Origin of the sequence: Vibrio crassostreae (genome assembly GCF_024347415.1) — a bacterium.
Classification (GTDB): Bacteria; Pseudomonadota; Gammaproteobacteria; order Enterobacterales; family Vibrionaceae; genus Vibrio; species Vibrio crassostreae.
The window spans coordinates 978,656-993,508 of sequence record NZ_AP025477.1; the positions used below are offsets into that span (position 1 = coordinate 978,656).

Here is a 14,853-nt window from a genome sequence, read left to right on the forward strand (position 1 = left end):
CTAAATTAAAGCCTTTAACCCCTCAGGTTAAAGGCTTTAAAGGTTATATGATAGTGATTACCACAAGCGACTTATCCCAAATTGCTTATTCCAAGGATCTGAGAACTTCGCTGGCTCGCTCGAAATCATAGCTAACTAATGCACTTTGAATATCTTTAAGCACAGCAGCATGTGGATACTGCACGAGTAACTCAGCCACGTATTGCGTAGCATCGTTATCATAAGCTTCGAGCAGTGAGAGTAGCTTAACCTTGTGATCTTCTGTGAGCACGGATTCCATCACACTCACTTCATTCACGCATTCAGCTTGTGGCTTTACAATCTGGCTATCCGTTGCTGCAATGAGCTCAGCTAACCTCTCTTCACCTTCTCTGAGGTCTTGCTCATCACACAAACTGTTATGCGCTTTACCTTCTAACTCTCCCATTAAATCAGCTAACTGGAGTCCACCAATCGACGCTGCCATGCTTTTCAAGGTATGCAGGTTTCTTTCAAGCGTAATCCAATCGTTTTGTACCAAATTATCAAACGCATCAACCATCATGCTTGGCGCAGTGCTATGGAACTTCCCAATCAATTTGTTTTGAAGTTCCGAATCATGAAGAGTGAGTTGTTCGAACCGCTGTTGAGAAAATACACTGATAGCATCATTGCTCTTGGGTTTACTTGTTAGGCTTTCAAGTGGCTCTGTCTGCCTATCTAACGGAGCTGCCTTTCCTTCTACCATCACCTCCGGCACTATATATTTGACGATCAAAGAAGTCGCTTTATCGATGATAATAGGCTTGTCTAAGAAATCCGTTACACCTGCGTCCCTTGCCTTTTGCTTAGCATCAGCAAACACATTGGCAGACACCGCTATAATAGGGACTTTCGTATCAAACTCACGGATCTGACGCGTCGCTTCAAAGCCATCCATAACGGGCATTTGAAGGTCCATTAGAATCATTTCATAGTCATTATTTTTGGCTAGCGAGACGGCTTTTTCTCCGTTCTCAGCCAAGTCAACATTCAAATTCGTACGCTTGAAAAATGCCAACGCTAAGTCTTGATTTAACTCATTATCTTCAACCAGTAATATCTTTTGCCCCTTAAACTCGATGTGATAATCCAGCTTGAGCTCCTGAGATTTAAAGTGTGCCAGTTCTTCAGCATCCGACCTAGGCAGAGTAAGAACGAAAGAGAACTCACTACCCTCTCCCAATACGCTCGTAACTGAAATCTCACTGCCCATGGCTTGTACGAGCTTTTGACTGATATTCAGCCCCAAGCCTGTACCTCCAAACTTTCTCGTGGTAGTACTGTCTGCCTGGCTAAATGCTTGAAAGAGCTTGTGCCTATTTTCTTCTGAAATCCCTATCCCTGTATCAGAAACAACTACCTTCATACTCACGCTTCGAACATTGGATTCGAGATGAGTAACATTCAAAGTCACGTTCCCATGCGATGTAAATTTGATGGCGTTCCCAATCAGGTTCAGAATGACTTGGAATAGTCTTAACGGGTCGCCAATCAACGGGGTATCTAGCTCTGGGTCTATCGACATAGACAACTTAAGTTGCTTCTCATCCGCTTTCGATTCCATCAACTCAATGACATCTTGGAATGTCGTCACGGGATCAAATGGGATGCTATCAATGACAAGCTGTCCCGCCTCTATCTTAGAGAAGTCGAGGATGTCGTTAATGATACTTAACAGAGAATGCCCGGAACGGTGCACTTTCTCGATATAGTTTCGAGCAACAGGGTTAGATATTTCGCCAATTGCCAAATAAGACAAGCCAATAATAGCGTTCATTGGGGTTCTTATCTCGTGGCTCATATTGGCTAAAAACTCAGATTTCGCTTGGCTTGCGAGATCCGCTCTCTCTTTCTCTTCTTCAAGTTGCTCATTTAGACGCTTCATTTCCGAAATATCGAATGCCCAAAACAGTGTGGCGATATCCCCATCAAGCTCAAACAAGTAATAACTCACTAGAGCCACAAAGCGAGTGCCATCTGATTTTCTCAACACTAACTCTCGGTTTTCTACCTTACCATTGAGCTTAAGCTCCTTGTGTACCTCTTCACGTACCGCTAACGAGTCATGAATTGCAGCTACATCAAACGCATCAAGCTCTTTACCTTCTACGACGAACAGGCGCTTTGCGGTGTCATTGGCATAACGAACCTGCTCCTCAAATACCACCGCAGCGGCAATCGGAGAACTATTGAGCATATTGTAGAGTTGATTCTGCGCCTTTTTGAGGGCTTCAGTCGCTTCATTAGCAATACTGATCTGCTTCGCTAATTTTCGATTCCAGAAAATAATAAGTAGCAGGATCACTAGCGAGAAAGCCGAAATGGTGTAAACCAACTGGTAGTCAACTCTTTCTATCGCTTTTGGCGCTGCCCACTTTGCTGAGATCTTCTGATGTTCTTCTGCAGAAATACTCTCAATCGCCTTATTCACAATGGAATAAAGCAAAGGTTCTGATTTGATGACATGTAAAGTTGGCGAGAGGAAAAAATCGAGTCTTCCGATAATTCCGATCTCCCGGTGACCAAATGAGTCAATGAGATAATTGAGGACGTCGACAGTATCGATCATGCCATCTAAGGTATTATCGTCCAGTCGGTTGAGCCCATCTTCTGTGGATTCTACCAGCACCCATTCAACGTTCGGGTATTGCTCGATAACCGCATCTGTATTTGCTGCATTCTTCAAGATACCGATTTTCCAACCCTCAGCTTCTTCAAGTACCAAGCTGCTGATATCTCGTCTCGATGCGATCGCTAAGCGGCTTGAAAACAAGCTTTTGACTGCTTTGACGTTGTCTCCTAACGAACGATTTTCTTGAGCCGCGGAGACCAGTTCTACTTCATGGTGATCAACCAAGCTACGGGTCTCTGACCAATTTTCAACGTCTACATGGTTAATATTTAAACCTGTTTTCTGCTCAATCAATGTTAGATAGTCATCAATCATCCCTATGTATTCACCGGAATTGGATACCGCCTCATAAGGCAACGAATTCGGATCGATACCTATCCGAACATTCGGATTATCTTTGATCCACTTTCTCTCTTTTTGGCTGAGATTTAAGATTTCTCCAATCAAACTATTCGCTTGATAAACATCCGCTATATAGCGTTTCGCCGCATCTCCGAATGAACTGAATTTTTCGATCGATGGAAAATAAACATGGTTCCGCTCTAACGACTTAACATCAAAATAGAAAGTCATCGAACCAGAGTTGGTGTTTCCTCCTTTGGTTCGATAATTTGCCACCTTAGTGACAGACGAAAAATGAGAGGTGTTTTTCTTCTCTCCATATTCATCAACTAGGTTGCCGATATACCAAGATTTAATCGGGCGATTGTTATTATCCGCTTGTGCGGTGATCACCTGAAATGAGCTGTCGGTATCAAAAATTTCAAAAACTTCCGTTAACTCTTCAAAGCGATCATTGACAATAAAATACGCGGATATTTGCGCAATAATATTCGCCTTTTTAAGCACTTGACTTAAATCATTCTGAACCTGCACCTCGATAATTTGGCTTAAACCATCATCGGCCTGTTTAAGGTTTTTAATCGCAGCATTGAAGCTGTCTCTAATTTCCTCACTCTTAAAGTCCACATAGATCGGATACTCAACTTTATGCTCGTCATGTAACATTAACTCTGACATTTCGATAAAACGAGTATTGGTGATAAACCACTCTAGTACTCTTCGTTCAACCATTAGTAGGTCGACATTTTGAGCCCTCAACTGCGAGAATGCTGATTCAAGATCTTCGTAATCTTCGACACGATCAATGTCTAACTTACCCTTCAGAACTTCAACAGAGTTTTTAATTGGGGATGTTTCGTCGAACAATAACGCCCCTAATGATAGGTCTTTTTTGGATTGAAGTTGGAGTTTGCGGCGAGTCAGTGAAACAGGAACAAACTCAACATTAAGAACGTTATCACTTAAAAAGTGCGCATTGGGATCATCAAACTGAATGCCAGATACAAAGGCAATAGAATTATTGTTATCGATAGCCTTTCTAGCGGCACTAGGAGGAAGAGTGACAACGTCACCTAACTTATACCCCATATCATTAAGAGCACGCTGAAGAATGTCGTGTTCTAGCCCGACCGCTGTGCTGTCTGGGTACATATACGGAGGGTTACCAAAGCCAAATACGCCTTTCAGTGGCACTCGATAAGAGGAGCTATCTAGCCACTTTGATAGAATCTGGTTCTTATTATCAATGTCGAAGGTTTCAATTTGTTTGTTGATTAGCGTCAGTAGCTCTGGCTCGTCAGTTCGAATCACCATTGACGCTTCTAACTTTTTCCAATGTTCCAAAACATAATTGACCGCTAGATCATGAACGCCAATCTTTTTCGCAAGATCCATGGTGGTAATAGGTTCACCGACTATACCTTGAACATCGCCATCCCCTAACGCACGTACTGCATCAATAACGTTGTCGAAATCCACTCGTTCAATAGCGCTTAATTGAACACCTGCTCTTTGTAAGTCGATGTTTTCATTAACCATCGCAATGCGGCGCTTGTTATTTTGATCTAGGTTTCCATCGAGTTTATTGTCGATAGGTACTATTACAGCAACCTGATAAGGAACATAGGGGTCACTTGCAAGAAAACGCCCTCCTTCACTTGGGTCAAACTGTTGAAATGGGAATACATCACCTCGCCCATCGACTAACGCCGCTTTGGCCTCGACGCGCGAGTTAACTGTGATAAAACGAACATGGACACCAAAACGCTGTTCAAGATCCAATGTCCAATCTTTGATGATCCCAGAAACCAGCCCATCGTCATCAATGAATGAGTACGGGTAATGGTCGGAAAGTGCAATAAAGGTGATGGTCGGTTGGTTTTCCAACCACTGATTTAACTTTGCATCGGTCACTTCAGCCGCGTTTGCACTGCGAATGACCAGTGACCACACCACTATGCCAATGACAAGAGATACTGCAAAACGATTTAGCGACAGCATCCAGCGATCACTCATCTTTGAACTTCTCTTTAATTGCTAGAATCTCAGGTAACTTAAGAAAAAAAAGATCGACGATAGTTGGGTCAAAATGCTTGCCTTTTTGCTCCTCAAACAAACTCAACGCCTCATCAACACTCCACGCTTTTTTGTAGGGCCTTTCTGCGGTCAGAGCATCAAATACATCGGCAACTGCTGCTATACGCCCGACTAGAGGAATATCTTCACCTGCTATCTGGCTAGGGTAACCACTGCCGTCCCACTTTTCGTGATGATATTGCGCGACTTGAATGGCCATTTGCATTAGTTTGGAATCACTCTGCCTGCCAAGTATCTCGACACCGAATTCAACGTGTTTCTGCATGATCGCCCATTCGTCGGCATCCAATTTGCCCGGCTTCAGTAACACGCTATCAGGAATACCGATTTTTCCAATATCATGCATTGGTGCAGCATCACGCAAAGTCTCAGCGTCTTCGTCTGTCATACCCAAGGCTTTGGCTAATATTTCGCAATAATGGCTCATGCGCATAACGTGCATGCCCGTTTCATTGTCTTTGAATTCAGCCGCCCTACCCAAGATATTCAGCGTCTCTAGCTTACCTAGATTGATCTCTTGGGTTTTCTCTTTTACCTGACTAAACAACGCGCGTTGTTGGTCATAAAGAGAAATATGGGTTTTTACACGCTGAAGTGCGATTTCTGGGGTAATGGGTTTCGTTAAATAATCAACAGCACCTAAAGACAACCCTTTCACTTCAGCTTCAGGATCCATTTTGGCGGTCACAAATATAATCGGTATATGCGCGGTATTGGGTTGAGCTTTCAGTTGACGGCATACCTCGTAACCATCTATATCAGGCATCATGATATCAAGGAGAATTAAGTCAGGCTGTGGCACCATCTTCGCTATTTTGATACCGATAGTACCGTTGATCGCGACCTTTACTTGGTAAGTATCTTTGAGAATTGCAGTTAGCACATCCAAGTTACTTGGGGTGTCATCTACGACTAACACTATAGGTTTACGACTCATTGACACCTCGTATAAAAATCAAACAGTTATAATCATAGTGTAGATGGGTTTTCGCACCACTCAACATGAAAATGACAAATGATTGTTAAAAATGAAGAGTAGATCTTCGAGTGACGTCAAACTAACGATTTGAGTCTAGCCTGATGTCAGAAACTCGGCGGACGATCCCAGGTACAAATCAGATAGAGGCAAAAACTTTGGTTCACAATATATTCAATTGAGGGCGGATCAGGTCATAAATAAAGACCCGTTCATTGGAATGGTCAAACACTTGATTAACAACACCACCAGCCATATGCGAGTGTCCTCCACCAAAACCAACACCCGTATCATTCAGCGATCTCTTTATCACCTTAGCCATGTCATTCTGGGGGCATTCAGAACGCAATGAAACAAATGTTCTCTCATGACTACGGGTACTCAACACCACAATATCTAGTTCATCAACTGTAAGTAGAAAGTCACCAAGCACTCCTAGCATATTTTTGGGGCACCCTTCTGGTAAGCTCCCAAATGCACAATTTCCGTCTTTCCTAATAGATTCAAACATGAAATCAAATAACTTCAACTCTTGATATTCGATTTGATTTCGACAAATACGATTGACCATATTCATATCAGCACAGTTTTGAAGTTGAAGTAGGGCTTTGATATCAGCTTTGTTCATTGCGCGGGTAAAATTTGCCGTATCGAACGTCAATCCAACAAGTAGAGCCGTCGCTACGCGGTCGGGAATTGGAATATCATAATGATTAAAGTACTCCACCATAATGGAAGCTGTTGCGCCATAGTTAGGTCGAATATCTGAAAACCAAACGAAACTGGGTGCTACAACCTGATGATGATCGATCACCCCAACTTCTATACCCGGTAAGTCGGTAACATTTTTTTCACCAATACAGCCATCTACCACAATAATTTTGTCATTGGGCTTTAAATCTAATCGATGTGACTTAACTATGGGAATATCAAGCCAACCAATCAAATTATGTAAAGAAACACGATCAATAAAGCCTTGGTAAGTAATGAGTGGTTTAAAGCCCTTCTTTCTAAGTAAATAAGCGAGAGCAAAAGCGGAGCCAACCGCATCATGATCAGGAAAGTCATGAGCTTGAATGATGATTCGTTCGCAGTCCCTGAGACGCTCAAGAAAATCGTTAAATGAGAAAATAGACATACCTCACCTTAACCTTTCAAGTTTTCTATTGTATTAAGAACAGTTTCAGTACCACCACCCAATGGACTAACTATCTCATCTCCATATTGTATTCCAATAAAAACACCGAGAGCGATTAAGATAAGACTAGCAACTTTTAACATGAGAACACCACTAACTATAAATAAAGCGAATCAATTGAGTTCTAAACGTAAGAACACCTAACTCCTAAGCCTCTCAAACAGAAGAAATTTAATAAACACCCATTCCAAATTAACTAAAACTTACTCACATTTAACAAAACAAACATTGACTTATATCCCATTACGATTAGTGCGCCATTGAGTGATATTCAACTAGACTATATGGTCTTGAGCTCATCTGACACTACGGCCATATGGAAAACTTATCTAATGACACGGAATAGAATTGTCACAGGTATGCTATTTGCGTTAGCACCAACTCTTAGTTTTGCTAACGCTGACAATCAATTTGAATTTTCGCACTCTAAACAGGGAACTGTATGTTCATCTAATCCTGATATTTGGCAGCTTGGCGGTGAGCTGCAAGTTGATGCTCCTATTTCGCTGAATGGCAAGGTCATCACTCGCGGCGGACAAAAAAAAGCAAGCAATAATGTTGACCTATTTGCAGGACAAGAGTCCTCTACCGAACAACATTACATGACGAGTTCTATCGGATGTATACAATCTGACGACCCAATGTCATTGGTTGGTGCTGTCGCCTCTTTATACGAAGTACAACACACCACATTGAGCAGCTCAGACATTCCACCACCAGTTCGAGAGCCTGATCTGCCCAAAGCGCCAGAAATCGTCAAAGATCAATTTGAAACCAAAACTCAATTTGATCAACGCGTCGAAAAATTGCGAATAGAACGACAACAACAAATAGCCGCTATACAACTTAAATACCGTCAACAAGTAGAAGCTCGAAATGCCAAAATTCGAGTCCTACAAGAAGGGGCAGACTCTCGAAAGGGCAACTTGGGCGTGCAAAAAACTCGACTCGTTGCTAAGGCTTTTAGAGATGTAATGGGTAAGCCGGTCGTCACAACAAAGAGTTATGATGCTGAAAACCAGCAAATGCACCTGTTGTTTAAAGCGTCAAATCAAAACTATCAGCGAGACATTATTCTAAATGTACCTCTTGAGCAGGCGCGTGATGTCTTCAGCAATATCGATAACCTTGACCTCGCACTCACCTACTCTTATGACGAGAATCAACTAGAGCTCGTAAATATAAAAGGCAACTACAATGACGTAATGTTCTCAGGGGATGTGGCTAAAAGTAATTATCAGCCCGAAGCTCTGAGTGTGGTTCTTAACAGTGGCCCAAGCAGTGCCGAGACTCCAGGGCTAGAGATGCAAAACCCTAACTTAATCGATGCGTTTGAAGTCGATTCACGCCTCTCGGCAACGGACAACACCGCCTCTGATGAATTGAAGCAACTACTTAATGGCTTTGTGCCTGTGGAAAGTAATTCATCCAACTGGTTCTTCAACCTATCTATCGAAGATTACGCAAATTCAGATCAAGTAGCCTTTGCGCGCAGCAGTGGTGAAGTGATGTCTGACGTCGCGACAAAAGTTCTGGGTGTTCCAGAAAGGCACGTCTACGAACTCATTGACCGTGACGCAACCAGTGGTGCGATTAAAGATAAGTTACGTTTAATGTTAGACAACGTCGATGAAGGCGATACGGTTTACTTTTACTACAGTGGACACGGTATCCCTGCGATTCCCGATAATGATCCTTACATTCTCCCGCAAGATAAGATCCCTGACTACATAACTGATGATGAGAGAGAGAATTGAAAGTTAATACAAAAGAGAAAGTGAGTTATACGCGGGTAAAGCTTTGAAAATAAGAAAGAAAAAATGAGTTTTAGCCCTAAAGTGGATTGTTCAATATTTTAGGGCTTTTTGACGGGGATCGTAATTAATAGTTAAAACATAGCAATCACACATTTAATGCAATTCAGGTAACCCTTTGGGTGGTTTACCTAAAATCATTACAACTTCTCCTATGATTCTCATACAGTTGAGATCTTTACGTTCAATAAAATCTTCTTGGTACAGGTGATTATCACTAATAATGCTGTACCCATCCTTAACAAGATCAAATTCTAGTCTCTTGACCTTAAGTTCTCCATCAATACTAATAACATGAATACCCTGTAAGACTTTGTGTGCTGTAAACTCCTTACGCTCAATAATTAAATCATCACCACTTGAGAGAGTAGGCTCCATACTGTCTCCACGAGCCTCAATAATGCATAAGTCTGCATGGGATAAGCGGTGACGCTTTAAGAACTCTAGACTGAATGGGTATAACTCAGCAACCACCTCTGTATCTATATAGGCCCCTCCACCAGCAGAAGCAATAACATTGAACTTCTCTATATAAGTGATGTTTTCACTTATTGGTGTTTTAACTTTAACTGTTTCGCTTTCTACGCCAATTAGCCATTGAATGGCTTTACCCGATACCTTCGCGATCGATTCCAAAATTTCTAGATTAGGGGTTGTTTCCCCTTTTTTATACTTTCTTATAGTTGCTTCCGATATTCCGCATTTTTGTGCGAACGATAGGTTGGCTTCACCAGCCATTGCCTCTTCAAGACGCTGTGCAAAGCGGTTTTTTATATCACTACGAAAAAACCGTTTACCTTCGTTTTTTTCTTCTAAGGTTCTTTTTTTGTAACTATCTGGCATATATAGAAATTCCCATAAAACCCCATCCAAAAATACATTTCGTATAAAAAACCGAGATGACCTACTTGACTCGTTAAAATATTCGATCAATTATTAAGCAATCGAGCTAAAGTTCGAATTTAAATTCTAATAGTTAGTTCTACAACTAATAAGTGTAACAAGAAACGCCTAGGAGATCATTATGTCGAATGAAAAAAACGATATGCATCGAATCGATATTGTTGCCGCTTTACACAAAAAAGGAATCACCGTTAAAGAGCTATCAATCAAAGCAGGCTTAGCTCCAACCACACTCTCCAATGCACTAAACCGTCCATGGCCTAAAGGTGAAGGGATTATTGCTGACGCTCTTGGGGTTAAACCATCTGATATTTGGCCTAGTCGTTACATAAATAAAGTGGCTTAGTTATGTATATATCAGCGCAAGAATGTGTAGGTTTAGTTGGCATGCCAACTATGGTTCACAATGTTAGAAATAAGTTAAATAAACTGGCTAACAGTAACCAAAAACGCAAACGGCAAGGTTCTAAAGCTTTTGAATATCATATTGATTGCCTACCAGAAGAAACTCGTTTGCACCTCTTGCGTGACGTAGCTAAGCAGCAAACTCTACAAGCTGAAGACAGCCGCCATGTTCGTCAAGTTGTAACTCCTGATTCCGATGAACTATGGCTTGAGTACGAAGAAGCTACCGAAAGCAAGAAAGCTTCAACCAAGCAGCGCTATGAATTGTGTATGCGAGTTAAGGCGTATGTTGAATCAGGTATTAGCATGCGTAAATCAATGAAGCGCGTGGCGGAAGAGTCTGGAAGAACCTATTCCAAAATTGTGAGCTGGTTTTACAACATCCCAGGATTGCAAACCAACAAGATCCCAGTGGAAGATTGGTTGCCGGCACTTCTCGATAGAATTGGCTCTCACGGTAAACGTACCGCCCCCTTATCACAGGAAGCTTGGTCCATGTTTCAGGCCGATTATTTGCGACCTGAACAGCCCACCATAACCGAATGTTATAACCGCATGGGTAAAGCCGCTAAGCGTGAAGGTTGGAGTGTGCCCTGCCTCTCCACAATCCGAGAGCGCGTGAATACCGATATTCCTTATGAGCTTCAAGTGTATTGCCGAGGTGGTTTATTTGCAGCCAAGCAAACCTTAGTCCCTGCGCAGCGTCGCACACGAGTCGGTATGCATGCTATGCAGCGCGTATCGGGTGATGGTCATGAGTTTCGTCTTCGCTGTCACCTGGAAGATGGCACGGTGCTTCGTCCTACCGTTTGGGTGTTCCAAGATGTCTATAGCTCCATGATTGTGGGCTACGCCATTGATATTACAGAGAACACTGAGATGTTAGGCATTGCTCTTTTCAACATGGTTTTAAACTTTGGTATCCCTGAAATGTTCGACCTTGACCGAGGCTCCGTGGCGTTAAGTGAAGCAATGACAGGGCGAACCTCACGCCCTAAAGCAACGGGCAAAGGCAAGTTAGAGCATCAAAAGTTTGATAACGCTGAGATTGAAGGCGCGATTACGGCTCTAGGCTCAAAAGTGAACTGGACTCGCGTTGAAGATGACAACGTAGGCCGTAAAGGTAACGCGCGAGCTAAACCTGTTGAGCGTTTGTTCCATTCTAAAGGTGGTATCGGTCAGTTTGAGCGCCATCCAGCTTTTGCAGGAGCCTACGCAGGTGAATCAGCCACCAGCAAACCCGCGAACTACGGTGAAGCCACAGTACCTGTTGAGTTAGTGGTTGAGCTATTTGCCGAGTGGGTGACCGATTGGAATAGCCTGGAAGGCCGTCGCAGTGAAATGGCACGCGGCATTCACAGCTATAAGCAAGTGTTTGAGCAAAGTTACACCCAAATACAAGTACGTAAACCCACCGCAACACAGTTGCGCCTGTGTCTGCACCGGACACGAAAAAGTGTGAAGGTTCATGGTGGCGGTCTCGTTGAATTAAACGCAGGGCGTTACAGCAAACATTTGTCGAATCGTTACCGCAGCCCACTGTTGTTCGAATACATCGGTCAAAGTGTTCATCTTCGCTTCAACCCTTATGACTTAACAGGCTGTGTGTATGCCTACAGTGAGCGTGGAGAGTTCATCGGCGAGGTTCCATTGTTTGCTGATGCGGCTTATGACGATTTAGGCGCGGCACGCCGTCAGAGCCTACACCAAAGTGAAGATATTAATCGAGCCGCGTGGTTAAAGGAGCAAATGGTCGGATTAACTAACGACGACCTTGCCCAGTTAACGCGCAGCAATGAGAAGCCCGAGCCATTGGGCGGTATGGTGCCGAGCCTTACTGAAATGACACCCGAGTTAGCAAGAGCGCCAGAGCAGCATCAAATGAACCCGAGTGAGTTTGAAGGCTTACTTGAGAAGAAAGCGGTGGGTGCGGATTTTGAACCCACTATGGATTTAGACGCATTAATGCAGCAGTACGGGAAAGCAAAATGAACCACATTATTCAACAAGTCCTTGCCGTGAAAGTCAGTGAAAATCTCAGTAATCGTAAGATTGCCAAAGAGTCTGATATTGGTGAAGGCATTCTAAGTAAGTTGCTTAATAACAAACCTTATACGGGCGACACCGAAACTCAGCTTCATAAACTTGAAACCTGGTTGAATACACGGTGTACCCAAGTTGAAGAGTTAGCAGATACGTCACTTCAAGAGCCTGACTTTTTGATGCTGCCAACCTCGGAAACGATTTGGAAACTGATGGACTTGGCTCGCACGATGCGCCGCTGGTCGATGGTTTATGAAGGCTCAGGCATTGGTAAAACCGTCACCGCCGAAGAATATCAACGCAAACACAACAACGTCTGGATTGTCACTGCTTCAAACTTGTGTAAATCAGCGCGGGCCATCCTCTCTGAGCTTTGTGAGCGCATGAATATTAAGGCATCCAACATGACAGTCTACCTCATGCAAAAAGCAATAGCGCAAGAACTAGATGGCTCAAACGGACTCATTATTATCGATGAAGCGCAATACCTTTCAGATGATGTATTGAATGGCTTACGTATCTTAGCTGAGCGCAAGTGCGGCGTGTTCCTTCTTGGCAATGATGTCGTGCGTACTCGTATGAGCGCGGCTCGCTCTCAAGTCAACATGAACCCGATTTGGAGCCGAATGATACGTCCAACCTGCATAAAGGTGACGTCAAATGGCGACATCAAAAGCTACATGCAGGCTTGGGGTATTCAAGACCAAGAGCTGTTTAAAGCGGCTTACGCCATTGTGCCGAAAACCACAGGGCAACTTAGAACGCTCGCTGACATGATCATGTTAGCCAGTTCGTCAGCATCCCGAAACCATGAGCCGCTGACACCGAAGCACTTGGCCGCTGCTCACCACTACTTAAAAGAAAGCATAGGAGTGTAACCATGACACTGCTCCCCAACACCACCGAGACCGTAATGGCCTTGTTGACTAAGCACCAGCCCTGCACGTGTAAGGCTCTTTGGCAACAACAAGTTGGACGTGACCGCCTTGCGCTCACCACCATTAAGAACCTGTTGATGCGTTTAAAAGCACATGGCGCAGTTACGGTTGGTGGGCAAGAAGGGAATGCATACCTCTATCAACTGACAGGGACCTCACCTTACGCCCCATGTCTTACTTGCCGAGGGAAGACTCTGAAATGGCACTTACACAATGGTCATTGTAAGCATTGCAGGGCCAAAAGAGGTAAAGGCAACAACCCCCAGCTGGATGCTGAGTTTCAATTTTTACTCTCTCCTGCTTACCAATTATTAAACCAAGTTCTACGTCCTTGGGAGGCAATATGAGTCGCAGAGAAACGGATGAATTTGTTTGGTTGCGTGGCGGTCGAGTCGCCAGCCGTAAACCAAAAGGCAAAGGTGAATTGGTGATGAGTGATAGACCTTTATTAATTGCTGATGCCGACATGGCAAAATTCGATATCAACATGAACTGTCAAGGCATCGAACGACACATGCAAGCCGTTAAGCTTAACCACAGCATTATTTATTGGGAGGCTTAATGGGACAGAAATCCAATCAAGACATTAAGCTCGAAATGATTATTCGCTTTGACCCAAATAACCAAAACGGTATCGGAGAGTTCTCTATCGTAGACTATCGAGCAGAAGCATTGACCCAATTGGAATCAAACACAGCAATCTCTGCTTACGGCGCCAAAGACACGGCTTATCAAGCCGTCAGCCAATTTTTAAAACAACAGAACGAGCTTATTCAAGCTGACCATTTTGTTAAAACAGGAGCACCACAATGAATAAAACGACTCAACAACCAGAAGTAAAGCCAACTCGTCCAGCCGCACCGGAAGGCTTTGTGTATAACGCGGAAGGCAACCTTATCGCACAGTGTAATATTCCGGCTCATGAATTGCGTAAAGATGCGTTCGTCACCAGTTTGGTTAAGCAGGTAAAAACGCATCAAAAACACCTTCAAGCCTTCAAAGAGAACCTGGTAAAAGCCTTTGAAGAGTTTCGCCTTGAAATGCTAGAAAGCTACGGTACGAAACTGCATACCCGTGGGAATGGCGATAACGTGGCGATGTTTAGCTTTGATGGAAAATACAAGCTCACTTACAAAACCGCCAAACTGAAAACTCTTGGTCCTGAGCATGATGCAGCTCGTCAATTGGCGCGTGACTACTACAATAGCCAAAAAGACAAACTGCCTCATGATGTGTTAATTGCGGTTCAAGATTTCTTTGTGAACGATGCCTCTATTGCAAACACCATTAACTTTATTGGCAAAGACTTCCAAGACGAAACATTGCGTAAGGCGCAGGAAGCAGCAAAAGAGTCACTGCTCATCATTGGTAGTAAGTCGTACTTCAATTTTTATGAACGTGATGATGAAGGTGAGTACCAACAAGTCCATTTAAACTTCAGCAAATTGTGAGGGAGCCATCATGGACAAAATGACCACTTAAAT

At 43.3% G+C, this 14,853-nt stretch carries 13 protein-coding genes; 8 read left to right on the top strand and 5 right to left on the bottom strand.

Annotated features, from left to right (window positions below; genetic code table 11):
- Positions 1-85: 85 nt before the first annotated feature.
- From OC193_RS20095 to OC193_RS20110, 4 genes are all read right to left on the bottom strand, one after another.
- Complete coding sequence (locus tag OC193_RS20095; RefSeq protein WP_048662230.1) at positions 86-5,011, bottom strand: ATP-binding protein; 4,926 nt, start codon at positions 5,009-5,011, stop codon at positions 86-88.
- Complete coding sequence (locus tag OC193_RS20100; protein ID WP_048662231.1) at positions 5,004-6,029, bottom strand: response regulator; 1,026 nt, start codon at positions 6,027-6,029, stop codon at positions 5,004-5,006. The genes OC193_RS20095 and OC193_RS20100 overlap by 8 nt, the downstream gene beginning before the upstream one ends.
- Positions 6,030-6,231: 202 nt before the next feature.
- On the bottom strand, positions 6,232-7,206 hold the full coding sequence (locus tag OC193_RS20105; protein ID WP_048662232.1) for a DHH family phosphoesterase: 975 nt from the start codon (positions 7,204-7,206) through the stop codon (positions 6,232-6,234).
- 8 nt (positions 7,207-7,214) lie between these two features.
- Positions 7,215-7,349 (bottom strand): hypothetical protein, encoded by a 135-nt coding sequence (locus tag OC193_RS20110; protein WP_261978795.1) that lies wholly within the window; start codon positions 7,347-7,349, stop codon positions 7,215-7,217.
- A gap of 249 nt (positions 7,350-7,598) precedes the next feature.
- Between OC193_RS20110 and OC193_RS20115 the strand changes: the two genes are divergently transcribed.
- Complete coding sequence (locus tag OC193_RS20115; RefSeq protein WP_243652133.1) at positions 7,599-9,023, top strand: caspase family protein; 1,425 nt, start codon at positions 7,599-7,601, stop codon at positions 9,021-9,023.
- Between the two features lie 153 nt (positions 9,024-9,176).
- Here the strand turns inward: OC193_RS20115 and OC193_RS20120 are convergent, their stop codons facing one another.
- Positions 9,177-9,923, bottom strand: coding sequence for an XRE family transcriptional regulator (locus tag OC193_RS20120; RefSeq protein WP_048666272.1), 747 nt, complete (start codon positions 9,921-9,923; stop codon positions 9,177-9,179).
- 181 nt (positions 9,924-10,104) lie between these two features.
- On the opposite strand from OC193_RS20120, the gene OC193_RS20125 reads away from it, so the two are divergent.
- From OC193_RS20125 to OC193_RS20155, 7 genes are read left to right on the top strand one after another with little or no spacing between them, the layout of a single operon-like run.
- Positions 10,105-10,329, top strand: coding sequence for a helix-turn-helix domain-containing protein (locus tag OC193_RS20125; RefSeq protein WP_048666273.1), 225 nt, complete (start codon positions 10,105-10,107; stop codon positions 10,327-10,329).
- A 2-nt stretch (positions 10,330-10,331) separates the two neighbouring features.
- On the top strand, positions 10,332-12,380 hold the full coding sequence (locus OC193_RS20130; protein ID WP_048666274.1) for a transposase domain-containing protein: 2,049 nt from the start codon (positions 10,332-10,334) through the stop codon (positions 12,378-12,380).
- Positions 12,377-13,309: an AAA family ATPase gene (locus tag OC193_RS20135; protein WP_048666276.1), complete on the top strand. Its 933-nt coding sequence runs from the start codon at positions 12,377-12,379 to the stop codon at positions 13,307-13,309. Before OC193_RS20130 ends, OC193_RS20135 begins: the two co-directional genes overlap by 4 nt.
- Before the next feature lie 2 nt (positions 13,310-13,311).
- On the top strand, positions 13,312-13,716 hold the full coding sequence (locus OC193_RS20140) for a BlaI/MecI/CopY family transcriptional regulator (RefSeq protein ID WP_048666277.1): 405 nt from the start codon (positions 13,312-13,314) through the stop codon (positions 13,714-13,716).
- The gene (locus tag OC193_RS20145; RefSeq protein WP_048666278.1) at positions 13,713-13,931 is read left to right on the top strand and encodes a hypothetical protein; all 219 of its coding nucleotides are present in this window, start codon (positions 13,713-13,715) and stop codon (positions 13,929-13,931) included. The genes OC193_RS20140 and OC193_RS20145 overlap by 4 nt, the downstream gene beginning before the upstream one ends.
- Positions 13,931-14,182, top strand: a complete 252-nt coding sequence (locus OC193_RS20150; RefSeq protein WP_048666279.1) for a hypothetical protein — start codon at positions 13,931-13,933, stop codon at positions 14,180-14,182. Before OC193_RS20145 ends, OC193_RS20150 begins: the two co-directional genes overlap by 1 nt.
- Positions 14,179-14,820: a DUF3164 family protein gene (locus OC193_RS20155; RefSeq protein ID WP_048666280.1), complete on the top strand. Its 642-nt coding sequence runs from the start codon at positions 14,179-14,181 to the stop codon at positions 14,818-14,820. Before OC193_RS20150 ends, OC193_RS20155 begins: the two co-directional genes overlap by 4 nt.
- The last annotated feature ends 33 nt before the right edge of the window (positions 14,821-14,853 follow it).